Origin of the sequence: Parabacteroides goldsteinii DSM 19448 = WAL 12034, from assembly GCF_000969835.1 — a bacterium.
Taxonomy (GTDB): domain Bacteria; phylum Bacteroidota; class Bacteroidia; order Bacteroidales; family Tannerellaceae; genus Parabacteroides; species Parabacteroides goldsteinii.
In genome coordinates, this window is the sequence record NZ_KQ033913.1 from 662,847 (window position 1) to 680,664 (window position 17,818).

Genomic DNA, 17,818 nt, shown 5'->3' on the forward strand with positions numbered 1-17,818 from the left:
GATGAAGACTTATCTGGTTACCGGTGCTGCCGGTTTTATTGGTGCTAACTTTATCAAATATATGCTGGCAGAGCATCAGGATATAAAGATTGTAGTTCTCGACTTGCTGACTTATGCAGGAAATCTGGGTACGATAGCAGGAGATATCGATGGCGAACGTTGTGAGTTTGTGAAAGGCGATATCTGCGACCGTACGTTGGCTGATGAACTTTTTGCTAAGTATAATTTTGATTATGTAGTTAATTTTGCTGCAGAAAGTCATGTGGATCGTAGTATTGAGAATCCGCAGTTATTCCTTGTAACTAATATTCTGGGAACACAAAATTTACTGGATGCAGCCCGCAGAGCCTGGGTGACAGGGAAAGACGAGGCCGGTTATCCTCTGTGGCGTGAAGGCGTACGTTTCCATCAGGTTTCTACAGATGAAGTTTACGGAAGCCTGGGTGCGGAAGGTTATTTCCATGAAACGACTCCGCTGGATCCGAGAAGTCCGTACAGCGCCTCCAAAACAAGTGCCGATTTATTTGTAAAAGCGTATTTCGATACTTATAAAATGCCGGTAAGCATTACCCGTTGTTCCAATAATTATGGTCCTTATCATTTTCCGGAAAAACTGATTCCTCTTATTATAAAGAATATCCTGGAAGGAAAATCCCTGCCGGTGTATGGTGACGGAAAGAATGTAAGAGACTGGTTGTATGTGGAAGATCATTGCAAGGCTATCGATGCTGTTATTCATCGTGGACGGGTAGGAGAAGTCTATAATGTAGGTGGCCATAACGAAAAGCAAAACATTGAGATTGTAAAACTGACGATCAGTACAATCCATCGCTTAATGACCGAACAGCCTGAATATCGCCAGGTGCTGAAAAAGAAAGAGATTGGTCCGGACGGGGAAATTGCTGTCGACTGGATTAATGAAAGCCTGATTACTTTTGTGAAGGACCGCCTCGGACATGACATGCGTTATGCTATTGACCCGACGAAAATCTCTGAAGAGCTTGGCTGGACTCCTGAAACGACATTTGAAGTCGGCATCGTAAAAACAATCCGCTGGTATCTGGAAAACCAACAGTGGGTAGAAGACATCACGGGTGGCGATTATATGAAATATTACGACCGGATGTACTCCGGCCGTGAATTATAAAGCATTGGTTTCTCCTTCCGGAGGAGTTACCGTATGATTAGGAGAGAGGCTGCTCACCAGTTCGGGAGCAGTCTCTTTTATTTGGTTACGTATCGACTCCCGTATTTCTTTCCGGACATTTGTCCGAGTACTGTCCAGCTCCGCTTCTTTAGCCGGTTTAAAAAGGTCTTTGTAGCGGCACTTTACAATTTTATATTTGAAATCATCCAAATTACTGGTGATGTCGATTCCGAGTTTAAACGGAACCGGCGATTTGAGTACAGACAGATGATAGTTGAAAGTCATATCCAGGTTATGAGTTCCTCCGACGGCTACTTTATATCTGTCCATTTCCACCAGGAAGGGGAATACTTTTATTTTATTGTCTTTGATAGCCAGATCGACCGATATACTGTCTATTACATTCCGCTTCTTGTTTTTGAACATAAGCGTCTTGGATATTTCAGTAAAAGTTTCACCGTCCAGCAGCACCATGTTTTCCCCATGCAGATAGCAGGCTGAGTGCAGGGAAGGAAGTTCCAGCGACATGGTGGAATCCATCTTGCAGGTTGCCGTCACCTGGCAGTCGACTACTCCTTCGAAAGAACGTAACATCGGGACGAGTGTGTCGATGGCCGGATACAATCCGATCAGTTTCTCAACCATTACATCTTCCATATCGAGATCGAAACCGACGGATGCCCCGCTATAGTCTTTAGCCGTGTAGAACATGGTCATGTTTCCGCGGCCGATATTTGAATCCATCTTAAGGTTACTAAGATTGATGCTTTGATCGCGGATAATCACTTCACCGAGTACATTGGTAAGTTCGGCATCCTTGAAGTCGATCTTTTGAGCGTTTGTGTGAAGCGTTATGTCCAGATAAGCCGGGATGACAAATACCCGGTCTGTTGTATCCAGTGTCGCTGTTGCAATGGAATCCTGCAGAGTATGGGTATCCATGGTAACAAAACTTTCCTCGTCCATTACTGATTGACCGGTTGTAGCGAGGTGTTGTTCCGAATATTGCATGCCGGAGTTCATCGCTTTCATTAGCTGGTTACAATCGATATAATCGGATGTCAGTGAGAAGTTACCCCGTAGTTTCCCTCCCCGAAGCATGGCCTGGCGGATACGGTTTATTTCTCCGTTCAGCATAAAATCACTTTTTCCCAGATGCAGGTGGGCATTGGTCAATGTGATATCGTTAGTATTGAATTTCATGGTGGTCTGGTCTATTCGCATAGGGATGGGTAGCAGGCGGCTGAACCCCCTCATTTTGTTAAAGGAGAGGCTGCCTCGGATTTCCCAGCGACGTAATAATTGTGTTGTCACGTCGGTGGTATCCGTTTGGATTTGACCGGGTGTCCTTGGGCGGCGTGTACGTGCCTGCCTGGTTGTATTGGCCTGTGATGTTGTATCGGTCCGGGCAAGTCTTCGCTGGCGCACGGCATCCCGATAGGGGAGTGCTTCTAGATTGAATGTGTTTCCGGCAAGTATCATTCCGGTATGCATCGGCAGGATGAAGTATCGCAGGGTATCGACAGAAATGGTGGCACCTGTGGTGGGTATCCGTTTATTGGAGGCTGACGATTTGATGCCACCTTTCATGACGGTTTGTCCGGCTACCAGCCATACGGAATCGGGCAGGCGGGTACGCAGATAGTCAAACTTCAGTTGTGCAGTCATGGGGATAACGGCTGTCGTATCTATGACAGGCGATGTTTTTGCCTGTATGGCCAGTCGGCTGATATTTGTATTGATGTCATCCTGGTATTTGATGTTCAGGCTGTCTACCGACAAAGACATGCTTAACAGGTCTTTATTTTCCAGATAAGAACTGCCCTGTTGGGTGGAGTCGACCGAGAAACCGGCATTTGTTATAAAGACGTCCATACCCAACGGTTTGCTATAAGCCTTCAGCGTATCTATTTTTAACTGGCCTGAAGCGTGAACTTTGCCGTATTGGCTGTCCAGTAAGTCATCCACATTAAATGAAGCGGAAAGATCGGCATCCATTACTCCCTGGAGGAAGAGGGTGTCCGGATTCAGAAATTCCTGTGCAAGCCGTGTGAAGTCGATCTTACCTTTTATATTGGCGTCGACATTCGGTGAAGTCAGCAGGTTGGTTACTTTTCCACGCATATCCAAAGAGGTTGTCAGTCCTTTTAATCTCAGTTGTTCCAATGAGACAAAAGAAGAATCCGGATACATGCCGTTCAGATGGAGGTCCATATCCATCTGTATGGTGTCGATTCCTTGTTTGAGGCCTTTGACGTGGTAGGAGCCGTTCTCTATTTTACAACACAGGTTGACAGACGGAACAATACTGTCTCCCAGGTAACCGTGCATGTTCCCTTCCATGATGATAGCTCCTTTTGCCAGTGTTTTATCTCTGTTTTGGAAATAGGCATCGGGAATGAATTTCAATAAATCGTTCATGTCGGATATTTTGAGGCCGACTTCCATGTCTATTTTAGTCTGTTTCAGCGGCGGAAAACTGCTGACAGAGCCGTTGGCTGTAAAAGGAAGATTGTTAACGAGTAGTTCGGCATCATTCAACGTGATCGTGTTGAAGTTGTCAGAAAGTAAAAGCTGGCTTTTCAGTTTCAGGGCCAGTTTGTTTTCCAGTGTATAAGTCGGACTGCTGAACAGGATGGAAGTTGAGCCTGTTTCAATATCCAGTTTATTCTTTCCGTCGGTCAGTGAACCGTCCAGGTTGAGGAAGAAGCCGTTTATTTCAGCAAACAGATCGGCTTCGCGGTCATCATAAGTGAAACGGCCGTTTGTGATGCGCACTTTTTGCAGGTCGATGGGAGGCAACGGCTTTTTGCCGGTGTCGGCAGAGTCGGTCTCTGTGGAATAGATATCCCAGTTGGCAGCACCTTTCTTATTCACATAGCCATAGAAACGAGGTTCTTCGATACTGATTTCGCCTATTGTTATTTTGCCGTTAAAAAGATAATCGGTTGGCCGGAAAGAGATAACGGCGGATTTGAAAGCGATCAGGGAATCGGACGGAATGGCCAGTTCTACCTTGTGTGCCGTTGAATCTTCGGCTGTATGTGAGATTAGATGGCCGTTCGTGAGCCGGATGCCCAGATGCGGGTATGTTTCAAAATAAGTCAGTTCGATCCGCTCGCAATCCAGATGGGCGTCAAGAAACTTATTCGTTTGTTCGATGACGAGCGGGGTCAGTTTCTCCGGAGGAAGAACGCCCCAGTTCAGAATACTGAACCCTATGCCCGGAAGGATAAAGAACAGGGTAACAGTGATAACGACGATTGTCGTAATTAATTTTTTATTGATCTTCATATTGCCTTCATGTATTGGTTATACAAAAGTATGTAAATAAACCCATATCTTTGTACCTGATAAGTTTATTTAAAAGATTATAGGCATATGGATTTTCGTCTGAAGGTATTTTATAGCGTAGCGACTAACCTGAGTTTTACAAAGGCTTCGAAGGAATTGTATATCAGTCAACCGGCTATAAGCAAGCATATTCATGAATTGGAGATGCAGTATAAGACGCCGTTGTTCGACCGTACCGGTAGCCGTATTGTGCTGACCCGGGCCGGCGAATTGTTGTTGTCGCATACCAATACGCTGCTGGCTGCTTACCGGCAACTGGACTTCGAGATGAATCTGCTGACCGATAATATCTGTGGCGACCTGCGCCTGGGGGCCAGTACGACGATTGCCCAGTATGTATTGCCTCCCATCTTGTCTTCCTTTATCCGGAAATTTCCCGATATCCGGGCTTCCCTGCTGAACGGAAATAGTCATGATATTGAAAAAGCCTTGTGTGAAGGTAAGATCACTTTGGGACTGGTGGAGGGGAATGCCCGGCAGAGTTCTCTTCATTATACGCCTTTTATGAAAGATGAACTGGTCGTTATTACACATACCGGGAGTAAACTGGCCCGGTATGAAGAACTGACGTTGGACCAACTTTGCACACTTCCGCTGGTGCTGCGTGAAAATGGTTCAGGGACGTTGGCCGTCTTGGAATCTACATTGGCCGAACATCAGGTCAAGCTATCCCAACTGAAAGTACTGATGCAGTTGGGAAGTACTGAAAGTATTAAATTGTTTCTGGAAAATTCGGATGCACTGGCAATCGTGTCGGTACGTGCCGTTACCCGTGAACTGATGTCGGGAGTGCTGAAAGTGATCGATATCACAGATTTCTCTGCCGAACGTATGTTTTCCTTTGTGCAGCTACAGGGACAGAGCGGGGGACTGGAAGAGAGTTTCATCCGGTATATGCAAGCCTATAAGTAAATCAGATGTGGATGCCGTAATCGTGTTTCACTTCATCCATCACAAAAGTACTTTCCAGTGAACCGAGGCTGTCTATTGTTCCCAGAACATTGAGGATAAACTCCTGGTAGTATTTCATGTTTGGGGCATGGATCTTTAATAGATAGTCGTAACTGCCTGATATGTTATAACATTCAGTTACTTCGGGGATATCTTGTATGATCCGTGTGAACTCGGTCGCAATCTCCCTGTTCAGTTTGCTGAGTTTGACGCGGCAGAAGACGACAAAACCCAGATTCAGTTTTTCTGCATCCAATACGGCTATATACTTCTTTATATATCCTCCGTTTTCCAAACGTCTGAGGCGTTCGAAGACCGGGGTTGATGAAAGATTCACCCGGGCGGCAAGTTCTTTTGTTGTCAGCCGGGCATTTTCCTGTAGCGTGCGGAGGATCTGCAAATCCTTTTTGTCTAAAGTCTCCATAGAATAAAATTCTTTTATCTGATTCTTTTTAACTGTTGTATAGTTGACTCTGTCTGTATGACGGTGTAAAAATAGTATTATTTTCTATATTTATATGATTTCTTGTTTGATATTTCTTTGTATGATACTTTTGCTGGAAAATAATACAGTAATAAGTCAAATAAAAAAAGAATAAGATCATGGCAAAAAGAGAATTACATTTCGAGACTTTACAGCTTCATGTAGGACAGGAACAGGCGGATCCGGCAACAGATGCTCGTGCAGTACCCATTTATCAGACGACTTCCTATGTGTTTCATAACTCGGCGCATGCGGCAGCCCGTTTCGGTTTGCAGGATCCGGGAAATATTTACGGTCGTTTGACTAATTCAACGCAAGGTGTTTTTGAACAGCGTGTGGCGGCTCTTGAAGGAGGCGTTGCCGGGTTGGCTGTCGCTTCGGGCGCAGCTGCCATTACCTATGCATTCGAGAATATTACACGTGCCGGCGACCATATTGTAGCGGCAAAGACAATTTATGGAGGTAGCTATAATCTGCTGGCACATACCTTGTCGGTTTATGGGGTAACTGCCACTTTTGTTGATCCGGCTGACTTGTCTAATTTTGAAAAGGCTATCCGGGAAAATACGAAAGCGATCTTTATCGAAACTCTGGGTAATCCGAATTCAAATATTATATCTATAGAAGAGGTGGCAGCCATTGCCCATCGTCATAAGATTCCCCTGATTGTGGATAATACTTTCGGAACACCTTATTTGATACGTCCGATCGAATATGGTGCGGATATTGTAGTGCATTCGGCAACAAAATTCATCGGTGGACATGGCTCGTCGTTAGGAGGTGTCATTGTCGATTCCGGCAAATTCGACTGGGGGGCTTCCGGTAAGTTCCCGCAACTGACAGAACCTGATCCGAGTTATCATGGGGTACGTTTTGTGGATGCTGCCGGACCTGCAGCTTATGTGACCCGTGTTCGTGCTGTCTTGTTACGCGATACGGGGGCTTGTATCAGTCCGTTCAATGCATTTATCTTGTTACAGGGATTGGAAACTCTCTCATTGCGTGTGGAACGTCATGTTGAAAATGCTCTGAAAGTGGTTGACTTCCTGCAAAATCATCCGAAGGTGAAAAAGGTGAACCATCCATCTTTGTCGGAGCATCCCGATCATGCGCTGTATGAACGTTACTTCCCGAAAGGTGCCGGTTCAATCTTTACTTTCGAGATACAAGGAGGGCAGGAAGAAGCACATCGTTTTATCGACAGCCTGGAGATCTTTTCCCTGCTGGCAAATGTAGCCGATGTAAAATCTTTGGTTATTCATCCGGCCAGTACTACACATTCGCAGTTGAATGCAGAAGAACTGGCGGAACAGGAGATTTATCCGGGAACAGTGCGCCTTTCGATAGGAACGGAGCACATAGAAGATTTGCTTGTAGATCTGGAGCAGGCACTGGCTAAAATCTGAACAATCGGAATGAAAAGGGTGTTATAACTTCAAGTTATCAGCTATTCCATAATGTGATTGGTTCGATATCTTTTTAAAGCCTATCTTTGCGCCGTCAAAAACAAAGGATAACTAAATGATATTATAAGAAATGAACACAATTGAACAAGTGCTGACGAAGTACAACAAACCCCTTTTCATTCTCCTATTCGTTCTTTGTCTGATGCCTTTTATTTCTCCGGCTATAGCTCTGTTTCTAGGTCTTGCGCTGGGAATGACAGCCGGACAACCTTTCCCGAAATTCAGTAAGAAAACGTCTAAATATTTATTGCAGTTCTCTGTAGTGGGCTTGGGATTCGGTATGAATCTGCATGAATCGCTGAGAACCGGAAAAGAAGGGATGCTCTTTACGGTCGTATCGGTTGTTGCCGTGTTGGCTTTAGGTATGTATCTGGGGAAGAGATTGATGATGGACCGGAAAACGGCTTATCTGATCTCCGCCGGAACTGCGATTTGCGGAGGAAGTGCTATAGCTGCCGTTGCTCCGGTGGTAAAAGCCAACGACAATGAGATGTCGATGTCGCTTGGAACAATCTTTATTCTGAATGCGATCGCATTGTTTATTTTTCCGCCTATCGGACATTTGCTGGGAATGAGCCAGGAGCAGTTCGGTATGTGGGCGGCTATTGCCATACATGATACCAGTTCTGTCGTGGGAGCCGGTGCCGCTTACGGTGAGCAAGCGCTTGAAATAGCTACAATGGTCAAGTTGACACGTGCTTTATGGATTATCCCGGTAACGATTGCTACCATGTTTATTTTCAAACAGAAAGGTGCAAAGATCAGCATACCCTGGTTTATTTTCTTCTTTATTCTGGCTATGGTTGCAAATACTTTCCTGACAATTCCTGAAACGATAACAGGTTCACTGGTTTGGTTGGCAAAGAAAGGTTTAACGGTTACCCTGTTTTTGATCGGTGCCGGATTATCCCGGAAAGTAATCAAACAGGTAGGCGTACGCCCGATGGTGCAAGGTGTTGTCCTTTGGATATTTATCGGGTTGATCAGTTTAGGAGTAATAATGTTGGTTTAAAATGAGCAAAATCTTGTTTAAAACGGGGGTAAAGTTCGTTTAAAACGAGATTTTGCCCGTTTTAAACAAGAATAACTGTACTTCTCCTTTTTATGGAATGTAATCAATCCTGAAAAATATGAAACCCATATCTCTTACTTCCCTCTTATTGAATTAATTTCCTATCTTTGCGGTTTCTAAGTGAATAATAAAGATGGCATCTAAGATTACAAAAGGCATTATAATTTCATTTTGGGTACTGTTCGTTGCGGCAGTGGGAACTGTGTTTCTGATATTTACAGCTATTGCAAATGGTTCAATCGGGTATGTTCCCCCCGTAGAACAGCTAGAAAATCCGATCGATAAATATGCATCCCAGGTTATTTCGGCAGATGGAAAGACGCTGGGTAGTTATGCGCATAGTAAAGATAACCGTATTTTTGTGAATTATCGGGACCTTTCGCCCGATTTGGTGAAGGCTTTGATTGCAACTGAAGATGTTCGTTTCACCGAACATAGTGGTATTGATGCTCAGGGACTTTTCCGTGCTGTTGTAAAACGTGGTATCCTGATGCAGAAAAGTGGTGGTGGCGGTAGTACTATCACTCAACAGCTGGCAAAACAGCTTTTCTCACCGAATGCAGATAATTTGATGGAACGTCTTTTCCAGAAGCCGATCGAATGGGTGATTGCTGTTCAGTTGGAACGTTATTATACAAAGGAAGAGATCATTAATATGTATCTGAATAAGTTTGACTTCCTGTATAATGCGGTAGGAATCCAGTCGGCTGCCCGGGTTTATTTCGGGACTACTCCGAAGAATCTGAAGATAGAGGAGGCTGCGACTTTGGTCGGTATGTGTAAGAACCCTTCTTATTTTAATCCGAAGCGTCAGAATGAACGTACACGCGGACGCCGTAATACGGTACTGGAACAAATGCAGAAAGCTGGTTACATTACCCGTGCCGAATGCGATTCGTTGAAGGCTTTGCCGCTGGTTCTTCATTTCACCCGTATGGACCATAAGGATGGTCCGGCTCCTTACTTCCGTGAATATCTGCGTATCCTGATGACCCGTCCCAAACCGGATCGTAGCACGTACAGAGGTTGGCAGAAACAGCAGTTTTATGAAGATTCCCTGGCTTGGGAAACCAATCCTCTTTATGGCTGGTGCAACAAGAACAAGAAAGCTGATGGCGAGTATTATAATCTTTATACTGATGGTCTGAAAATATATACGACGATCGACTCCCGTATGCAGCAGTATGCGGAAGAGGCTGTCCGTGAGCATTTCAGTAAAGATCTGCAACCGGCTTTTTTTAAAGCCAACCAAAAGAAAAAACAGGCTCCTTTCTCAATCGATCTTCGTCCGGGTGAAGTGGATACAATTATGATGCGTGCCATGCATCAGACCGACCGTTACCGGGCTATGAAAAAGGCAGGGGAGAAGGAAGATGAGATACGCAAAGTGTTCAATACACCTGTCGATATGCGTGTATTCTCCTGGAACGGGGCTGTCGATACGATCATGTCGCCGATGGATTCTATCCGTTACCATAAAAGCTTCCTGCGTACCGGCTTTATGTCGATGGATCCGCGTAATGGTTATGTGAAGGCTTATGTGGGTGGTATCGATTATAATGACTTCCAGTATGATATGGTGAATGGCGGACGCCGTCAGATCGGTTCTACTATCAAGCCGTTCCTCTATTCTCTGGCGATGATTGAAGGTTTTAGTCCATGCGACGAAATGATGCATGTACAAAATACATATTTTGACGAGAACGGTATCCCCTGGACTCCGCGTAATGCCAGCGCCAAACTGGTTGGTCAGCGTGTTTCTATCCAATGGGGATTGCAAAATTCGGATAACTGGGTGACGGCATGGCTGATGAGCCAGATGTCTCCGTATACTTTCGTACGTCTGCTTCATTCTTTTGGTTTGAAGAATCAGATGGATCCTGTAATTTCGATATGTCTCGGTACTCCTGACGTTTCGGTAGGCGAGATGGTAAGCGGTTATACTGTTTTTGCAAATAAAGGTATCCGTGCTGAACCGATCTATGTGACCCATATCGAGGATCCGTATGGAAATACGATTGCCTCCTTTAATTCACAGATGAGTGAAGTGCTGACGGAAGATGCTTCTTATAAGATGCTTCATATGTTGAAGAATGTGATCGATGGCGGAACAGGTAGCCGTGTCCGTTTCCGTTATGGAATCAAGGCTCCGATGGGCGGTAAGACCGGTACGACGCAAAATAACTCCGACGGTTGGTTCATGGCCTTTACACCTAGTCTGGTGTCGGGTTGCTGGGTTGGAGGCGAAGAACGTTCCATCCATTTCGACCGTTTGTCTGAAGGTCAGGGGGCCAGTATGGCGTTGCCGATCTATGGTTTATTCATGCAGAAAGTATATGCTGATAAGACGCTTGGCTATTCGGAAGAGGAAGATTTCGATATTCCGGAGCAATATGCAAATCCTTGTAAAACCATCACGGAGGAAGAACGCAAGCATATCCCGGCAGATACCGGAGGCATTGATAAAATGTTTGAATAGTAAACAAGATTGATTATATGAGACTCCCGCAAATCTGAATAATTTATTAGATTTGCGGGAGTTTATTTTTTAAGAAGATCTGAACTTATTCCAAAGGAAAGTGGTTTACAGATTATAAAGTGATATAACATGAATTTCAGACATAAATATGTATTGGCTATTGATCAGGGAACAACTACTTCCCGGGCCATCCTGTTTAATCGTCAGGGACAGGTCATCACACTCTCTCAGAAAACGTTCCAGCAATATTTTCCTAAGCCGGGTTGGGTAGAGCATGACCCGAACGAGATATGGTATACACAGTCGCTTGCGATCAAGGAAGCGATGGCGAAAGCCGATGTGACGGATGACCATATTGCCTGTATCGGCATTGCCAATCAGCGTGAGACGACGATTGTGTGGGACCGTGATACGGGTTTTCCAGTTTACAATGCGATTGTGTGGCAGGACCGCCGCACAGCAGATTATTGTGAGGAGTTGAAAGCGGAAGGTTATTCCGATTTTATTCAGCAAAAGACCGGACTGGTCATCGATGCCTACTTCTCGGCAACTAAAGTAAAATGGATACTGGATCATGTAAAAGGTATCCGTGAACGGGCGGAACGGGGTGAACTTTGCTTTGGAACAGTCGATTCCTGGCTGATCTGGAAGCTGACACGGGGTACACAATTCATTACGGATATTACAAATGCCTCCCGGACCATGTTGTTCAATATAAATACCATGCAATGGGATCAGGAGTTGCTCGATCTGTTTACAATCCCGGCTTCCATGTTGCCGGAGGTGAAGAGTAGCAGCGAGGTTTATTGTGAGACTTCTACCCCGATATTTAAAGCTGGTATTCCTGTTTCGGGAATGGCAGGCGACCAGCAGGCGGCTCTGTTCGGACAGCTGTGTCTGGAAGAAGGTATGATGAAGACGACCTATGGTACGGGCTGTTTTATGATCGTAAATACCGGGGACAAACCGGTGCTTTCACAAAACAACCTGCTGACGACTATTGCCTGGAAGCTGGGTGATAAAGTAACTTATGCATTGGAAGGCAGTGTGTTTGTCGGTGGTGCGGCTATCCAGTGGCTCCGTGACGGTATCGGGTTGATACCGAATGCTCCGGTCACGGAACAGATGGCGAAGTCGGTTCCGGACAATGGCGGTGTCTATTTCGTACCTGCGTTGACCGGTTTGGGAGCTCCTTATTGGGACCAGTATGCACGGGGAGCTATTATTGGCATTACCCGCGGTACGACAGCTGCGCATCTGACACGTGCTGCGTTGGAAGGTATTTGTTACCAGGTATATGATGTACTGATTGCGATGGAGAATGATATTCACGCCAAGCCGAAGGAGATTCGGGTGGATGGCGGTGCGATTGCTAATAATTTCCTGATGCAGTTTCAGGCGGATATCAGCCGCTGTCCGGTAGTCCGTCCCAGTATAATTGAGACAACAGCTTTAGGAGCTGCTTATCTGGCTGGGTTGGCTGTGAACTACTGGAAAGATATGGATGAGTTGAAAGAGCAGTGGTCGCTGGATACCATCTTCACTGCCAAGATGAAACCGGAAACAGCTTTGGCTTTACTTTCCGATTGGCATAAGGCGGTCGGACGGACAATGAACTGGGCGATGGATAGCGAAATATAAAGAGTATGCCTGGATACCCGGAATTGCACCGCTTGCAGGCTTTGCGCTGGCAGCGATGCTTTATTATATTCTGAAATAGAGCATTTAAACGTTTTTTATCTAATCTAAAAAGTGGTATATTCGTGGTATTATTCTGGAGAGAAAGAATAGCCAGAATCAATTTAAGCCTATTGAAATGAGTAGAATAACCACTTTACTTTTAGTATTTTGTTTGATATTGTCCGGATGCGGAAACCATAAATCTCGAAATAATCAGGTTACATTGGAACCGGATTCATTATCCGGACCTTACAGCCATGCGCAAGAGTTGTTTGACAAAGCCCGTGAACTGCAAAAAGGGGAGGATTATCCCGCTGCCATATCGGTTTATCAGCAATTAATATCCCTGGAACCAACGGATGATGACATAAAATCTGTCGCCACCCTAATGGATGAAGGATTCCTGCAATTGGTCTATTGCTATATCTTTGGCGGGCAACGGAAAGACGGGGCAGACTATTTCAGCCATATATATAAAGAAAACAAACTATGGTTTGTACGGAATTATCCCCGTAGTGTGGAAATCAGTACAGCTTATTCCCTCTATGAAGCTACGCGCCTGGAAGAAGCCGTTGCTCTGATAGACCGTGCCTTGTCGCGGCAAGAGGAAGGCAGGGAGAATGAGCAACTTTACGTGGACAATGGCATTGCATCCGTCATTTATAACCAGGCTGGCGAAATACGCAAGGCGATTGCCTGTGGCGAACGGAGCCTTGAGATTATAAAAACACTGGAAGACCAGTCGAAGATCGTGTTTGTGCTGGGTAACTTGATTTTTCAGTATCAGCAGGTGGGAGAATTTGAACAGGCCCTTGCAGCTTATGATGCTCTGCTGGCTTCCGGTGAAGGGGAAAAGAACCCGTATGGATTGTGTGCTGCCGAGACAAATGTTGTCCAGCTCTACGATGAATGGGGTTTGGAAGAGGAAGTAATGCTCCATCTTAATAAAGCCCGTGAAGCTGCCGACCGGAGCGGTGTTCCTGATGCCTTTCTCCGGGTAGATAATTTATCCGTTTATTATGCTCTTCAATGTAAAGAATATGAAAAGGCTGCCGTTTTGCTGGACAGTATGCAGGTTCGTATGCCGGACCGTTCACAAAATTCGTTCTATCATGAATTTTATGATAATTACACCTGTATCCTGGCTGTAAGCGAGACGAAAGGGCAGGGCGGAATGGCTATTGCTTCGGCTCGCCAATTAATCGGGCAGTTGAAAGATAGGCCGTTGAATAACTTGTCGGTCCTGACATACCGCCTGTTGGGGGATGTGTTGGCAGAGGTAGGGGAGACGGCCTTATCCATAGAAGCGTATCAGGCCTGTTGTGACTATATAGAGAAGAACCAATTGGTGAATCAGCAGCGTCTGGTCTATTATGCGTTGGGAAAACTGTATGCAGAAACAATGCGCCCAGCCGAATCGTCCCGCTATCTGCTGATGGCTCATCAGGCTAACCAACAGTTTACCGAACGCCGGAATGCCGGATTAATTTCGCAATTCCGGGTTAAATATGAAACAAGGGAAAAGGAGCAGGATAACCGGTTGTTGCGTTCCGAGTTGCAGTTGCAGAAACGTACCCTGCAATATTATATCCTGATTGGCATCTTATCCTTTTTATTGGGCGTTGCTTTTTTGCTTTGGCTGAGTATGCGTCATAAGAAATCTCTCCGGCTGATTGAGGAAAAGGAAGGTCAGCTCCGGCAGATGCTGACCGAGCGGCAGAACCTGAACCGTAAAAACGAAGAACTACGTATGCAGATTGAAACGGCAGATGCCCAGCATACAATGCAGGAGGTGATAAACAGTCTTTCTCCCCGTTTGCTGACTGCGGAAGAGGAGCAGGAGTTCCGTCGCCAGTTCTGCCTTCTCTACCCGTCGTTCCTGTCGGGGTTGCGGAAGGCTTGTTCGGCTGTGACTCGTAATGATGAGTTGCTGGCTATGCTGATTCGTCTGAATCTTTCGTCGGAAGAAATAGCTTTTGCCCTCGGAAATAACCGGGCAAGTGTGAATACCTCCCGCTTCCGTTTGCGGAAAAAGTTGGAGCTGGACAAAGACGTATCGTTGGAAGATTACATGAGTCGATTTTAAATGGTTTGTAAATCAATGGATAGAAGTCTGTTGTAGTAATTGTCTATTGAATTGTCTATTGCCGTTTTTAGGAAATGGCACCGGTATTGCATAGTTTCGCTTTCGTTGTAAGGCTTTTGATTGAAGTTATCATATAATATGAATTAAAATTAGCTAACATGAAAACGATTACATTATCAAGATTGAACAGACCATTTTTATTAAGGAGATTATTAACTATTACCTGTACTATCCTTTCTGTACTAATCCTGTTTGCGGCTTGCAGCGATGATGACGAGTCGTGTCCGTCACAACATCCGCAGGTGGCAGTTTGTTTGAAAAGCCAGACAAACAGTTGGCGTACAGCCCTGAGTTATTATGCCACAAATCAGTTGGAATCGAAAGGGCTGAGTTATACGACTTATGTAGCCAAAGACAAAGCACAGCAGGCGAACCAGATTCGTATGGCAGTGGAATCAGGCTGTCAGATACTGGTGGTCGCTCCCGAAGGTATTGCCAAGGATGCACTTGATGTCGCTTTCTCGGCAGGGATTCCGGTCATTATGTTTGAAGACGGAGTGACTGATGGCTATACCGCGTTGGTACAGGGGGACAATGCGGCTGCCGGTAAAAATGCCGCAGAGTATGTCGCTTCGAAAGGAGCTGGTCATGCAGTGGCTTTTAAGATTACACAAGACCCAGCGTCGAGTGATGCCCGTGTAGATGCTTTTACAGAGGAACTGAAATCCAAGTCACCTTCAACGCAGGTGACTACACAGACTCTTTCATTATATACAAGCGCTGACGGCAAGGAAGCCGCAGCCCGTATCCTGGCCGATGATCCGTCGGTGGATGCTTTTTATGCCCAGGATGACGAGGTGGCATCGGGTGTAATCGAGGCCATCAATGAATCCGGCCGCAATGATATCAAGGTCGTTGTCGGTTGTGGCGGGTCGCAGGCTTTCTTCTCATTGATACTTTCGACAACGGTCACGGATGTTGCGACTACGCTTTATTCGCCGTCCATGATTACCAAATGCATAGACTTGGCTGATGATGTGCTGAAAGGCAAAACGATTGAGGAAAAACAGATTGTAATGCCGGCGACAGTCGTAAACAAGGATAATGTCCGGGAATATCAGGATAGCAACTCTCCTTATTGAGTTGCTTGGGTTTCCGGTTCGGGCGCAGGATTAGCAGATTCTTTCTGTTAATTCTGCGCTTGAGTAACAGGGTTTCTCTATAAATCCTTATATTTGCCCATCACCAATAAAAAGACAATCGATATGACGACAAAGCCTTATAGCACAGACGAAACTCCACAGTCTCAGCCCGTCTCCGAACCTGCTGTTTCTTATGGTCTGCCACAGGATACCGCCAGCTTGAAGCTGGCAGCAATCAATGAATTGATGAATATCTTCGACCCGGAGCGCCTTTCGCAGGCAGTTGATTATTTGCGGTCGCTGGGAAGGGAAGAGGTTGGAGAATATCCTTATTACCCATCTTCCTCCAAAGAATTAAGACAGGAGTTGGCAGAAGCAGAAGATGATTTTGCCAACGGGCGGGTGTATTCAACTGATGAGCTACGTAAAGAAATGCGTATATGGTAACACATTTAGACTGGTCAGCCAAAGCCCGACGAAATCTGAATCAGATATTTGTATATTATAAAAAGAAAAGTGGTCAGGCAGCAGTGCGCTTATTCAATAAGATTTTAGATGAAGCAGAAACATTACTGATCTTCCCCGAGGCTGGAAAAATAGAACCTTTGGGGGAAGATATGCAGATATGTTACCGTTCTTTAGTTATAGAAAAACATTTTAAGCTTATCTATTATAGTAAGAATGATGCAATAAGAATCGTTGCTATTTGGGATTGCAGACGAAATCCGTCTAGCTTCAAGCAATTTGTAGGAAAATAGATTAATCAAATCAATCCCCATATAACCTTTATCACCTCCGGAATAGAAGCCTCTACTTCCGGAGTCAGTTCCATATTGACCTCGTTCAGGTTGGCGGCGGAGACGACAATCAGATGTACTTCCGGCAGGTCGCCGGTCAGAATCATTGTTTCAATCATGTCACGGAGACCTATTTCGTGGGCACTCATCAACGGAGGATAATCGTTGGCGTATTTCGGACAGATGAGGCGGACGGTGCCCGGAGGATTGCTGTCGAGGGTGGCGTCTACCATGATGATATGGTCGTAACCTGTGAGCCAGCTGATAAGATGCAAACCTCCCGTCCCGCCATCCATCAGGGTGACGTGGGCGGGAAGCGTTTCTTTCTCCAGGGCGCGGATGACGTGTATACCGACCCCTTCATCTTTCAGCAACAAGTTGCCGACACCTAATATAAGAGTTTTCTTTTCCATCATTTGCTTTTCTTTGCCGCCTTCGTGATTGTTTCGGCTGTCTCTGTTATTTCTTCCTTGTCGGCTATCTCTTCTTCGATGAACTTCCAGCCACCGATGATGGAGGATGTTTCACCGCGCTGTTCGATGTAGTCGTGGTAGAATACCAGATATACATGGACGATGGCGAACAGGATGAAGAACCACATCAGGAAATGATGTATCTGCCGCGCCATCAGGTCGCCGCCCATCAACGGGACGGTCCAGGCAAACAGCTGGGGGAAGGCAGACTGGCTCATTTTGGCATACAACCCGAAACCCGTAATGCTTTGCAGCAGGAAGGCCCAGAACGTGCCGAAATAGATTAAGCTCGCCAGCGCATTATGCCCGATACTGTCGACCGGCTTGTTCTTTATCATCAGTATATCGACTTTGATTACCTCCAATACTTCCTGCCATTGCGATTTCTTCAACGGGATGAAGTTGTTCCAGCGGGCAAAGCGGTTTCCCACGAATCCCCAATACAGGCGGAACACGAAGTTGAAGAAAAACACGAATGCCGTTACAAAGTGGATGAAACGGACCATGCCGAACCAATAGCTGAAATAGGCTTCCGAAGCATTCAGCATGGCCGGAGGGTCGGCAATGATAAACCCGGTAATGCAAAGTATGACGATGCACAATGCATTCACCCAGTGGTAAATACGTACGGGCAACTCCCATACGTATACTTCTCTCAGACGTTTCTTACGACTTTTCATAGCAATA

General features: G+C 45.6%; 14 protein-coding genes. 10 read left to right on the forward strand and 4 right to left on the reverse strand.

What is annotated here, in order from left to right:
• Position 1: 1 nt before the first annotated feature.
• Complete coding sequence (rfbB, locus tag HMPREF1535_RS15795) at positions 2 to 1,147, forward strand: dTDP-glucose 4,6-dehydratase (protein WP_010803660.1); 1,146 nt, start codon at positions 2 to 4, stop codon at positions 1,145 to 1,147.
• On the opposite strand, the gene HMPREF1535_RS15800 is transcribed toward rfbB, so the two are convergent.
• Positions 1,142 to 4,441: an AsmA-like C-terminal region-containing protein gene (locus tag HMPREF1535_RS15800; protein ID WP_046146796.1), complete on the reverse strand. Its 3,300-nt coding sequence runs from the start codon at positions 4,439 to 4,441 to the stop codon at positions 1,142 to 1,144. The genes rfbB and HMPREF1535_RS15800 overlap by 6 nt on opposite strands.
• Positions 4,442 to 4,528: 87 nt before the next feature.
• Here HMPREF1535_RS15800 and HMPREF1535_RS15805 point away from each other — a divergent pair, with 87 nt between their 5' ends.
• A complete protein-coding gene (locus tag HMPREF1535_RS15805) occupies positions 4,529 to 5,413 on the forward strand; it encodes a LysR family transcriptional regulator (RefSeq protein WP_010803658.1) in 885 nt (294 codons plus the stop codon).
• Position 5,414: 1 nt separating this feature from the next.
• Here the strand turns inward: HMPREF1535_RS15805 and HMPREF1535_RS15810 are convergent, their stop codons facing one another.
• The gene (locus tag HMPREF1535_RS15810; protein WP_010803657.1) at positions 5,415 to 5,876 is read right to left on the reverse strand and encodes an Lrp/AsnC family transcriptional regulator; all 462 of its coding nucleotides are present in this window, start codon (positions 5,874 to 5,876) and stop codon (positions 5,415 to 5,417) included.
• Positions 5,877 to 6,055: 179 nt separating this feature from the next.
• Between HMPREF1535_RS15810 and HMPREF1535_RS15815 the strand changes: the two genes are divergently transcribed.
• The 8 genes from HMPREF1535_RS15815 to HMPREF1535_RS15850 all read left to right on the forward strand — a co-directional run bounded on the left by HMPREF1535_RS15815 (position 6,056) and on the right by HMPREF1535_RS15850 (position 16,619).
• Complete coding sequence (locus HMPREF1535_RS15815) at positions 6,056 to 7,342, forward strand: O-acetylhomoserine aminocarboxypropyltransferase/cysteine synthase family protein (RefSeq protein ID WP_046146797.1); 1,287 nt, start codon at positions 6,056 to 6,058, stop codon at positions 7,340 to 7,342.
• 130 nt (positions 7,343 to 7,472) lie between these two features.
• Positions 7,473 to 8,414, forward strand: a complete 942-nt coding sequence (locus HMPREF1535_RS15820; protein ID WP_007653224.1) for a YeiH family protein — start codon at positions 7,473 to 7,475, stop codon at positions 8,412 to 8,414.
• 193 nt (positions 8,415 to 8,607) lie between these two features.
• Entirely contained in the window at positions 8,608 to 10,953 is a 2,346-nt protein-coding gene (locus tag HMPREF1535_RS15825; RefSeq protein ID WP_046146798.1) for a transglycosylase domain-containing protein, read from the forward strand.
• A 129-nt stretch (positions 10,954 to 11,082) separates the two neighbouring features.
• Positions 11,083 to 12,594 (forward strand): glycerol kinase GlpK, encoded by a 1,512-nt coding sequence (gene glpK, locus HMPREF1535_RS15830; RefSeq protein ID WP_007653228.1) that lies wholly within the window; start codon positions 11,083 to 11,085, stop codon positions 12,592 to 12,594.
• A gap of 175 nt (positions 12,595 to 12,769) precedes the next feature.
• On the forward strand, positions 12,770 to 14,719 hold the full coding sequence (locus HMPREF1535_RS15835; RefSeq protein WP_046146799.1) for a hypothetical protein: 1,950 nt from the start codon (positions 12,770 to 12,772) through the stop codon (positions 14,717 to 14,719).
• A gap of 158 nt (positions 14,720 to 14,877) precedes the next feature.
• Positions 14,878 to 15,861 (forward strand): substrate-binding domain-containing protein, encoded by a 984-nt coding sequence (locus HMPREF1535_RS15840; RefSeq protein WP_046146800.1) that lies wholly within the window; start codon positions 14,878 to 14,880, stop codon positions 15,859 to 15,861.
• A 123-nt stretch (positions 15,862 to 15,984) separates the two neighbouring features.
• Entirely contained in the window at positions 15,985 to 16,308 is a 324-nt protein-coding gene (locus tag HMPREF1535_RS26280; protein ID WP_046146801.1) for a hypothetical protein, read from the forward strand.
• Positions 16,302 to 16,619, forward strand: coding sequence for a type II toxin-antitoxin system RelE/ParE family toxin (locus tag HMPREF1535_RS15850; RefSeq protein WP_046146802.1), 318 nt, complete (start codon positions 16,302 to 16,304; stop codon positions 16,617 to 16,619). Before HMPREF1535_RS26280 ends, HMPREF1535_RS15850 begins: the two co-directional genes overlap by 7 nt.
• Before the next feature lie 5 nt (positions 16,620 to 16,624).
• Here HMPREF1535_RS15850 and HMPREF1535_RS15855 read toward each other — a convergent pair whose 3' ends face one another.
• Both HMPREF1535_RS15855 and cybH read right to left on the reverse strand, forming a co-directional pair.
• Positions 16,625 to 17,071, reverse strand: a complete 447-nt coding sequence (locus HMPREF1535_RS15855; RefSeq protein ID WP_046147578.1) for a HyaD/HybD family hydrogenase maturation endopeptidase — start codon at positions 17,069 to 17,071, stop codon at positions 16,625 to 16,627.
• A complete protein-coding gene (cybH, locus tag HMPREF1535_RS15860; protein WP_046146803.1) occupies positions 17,071 to 17,811 on the reverse strand; it encodes a Ni/Fe-hydrogenase, b-type cytochrome subunit in 741 nt (246 codons plus the stop codon). Before cybH ends, HMPREF1535_RS15855 begins: the two co-directional genes overlap by 1 nt.
• Positions 17,812 to 17,818: the final 7 nt, after the last annotated feature.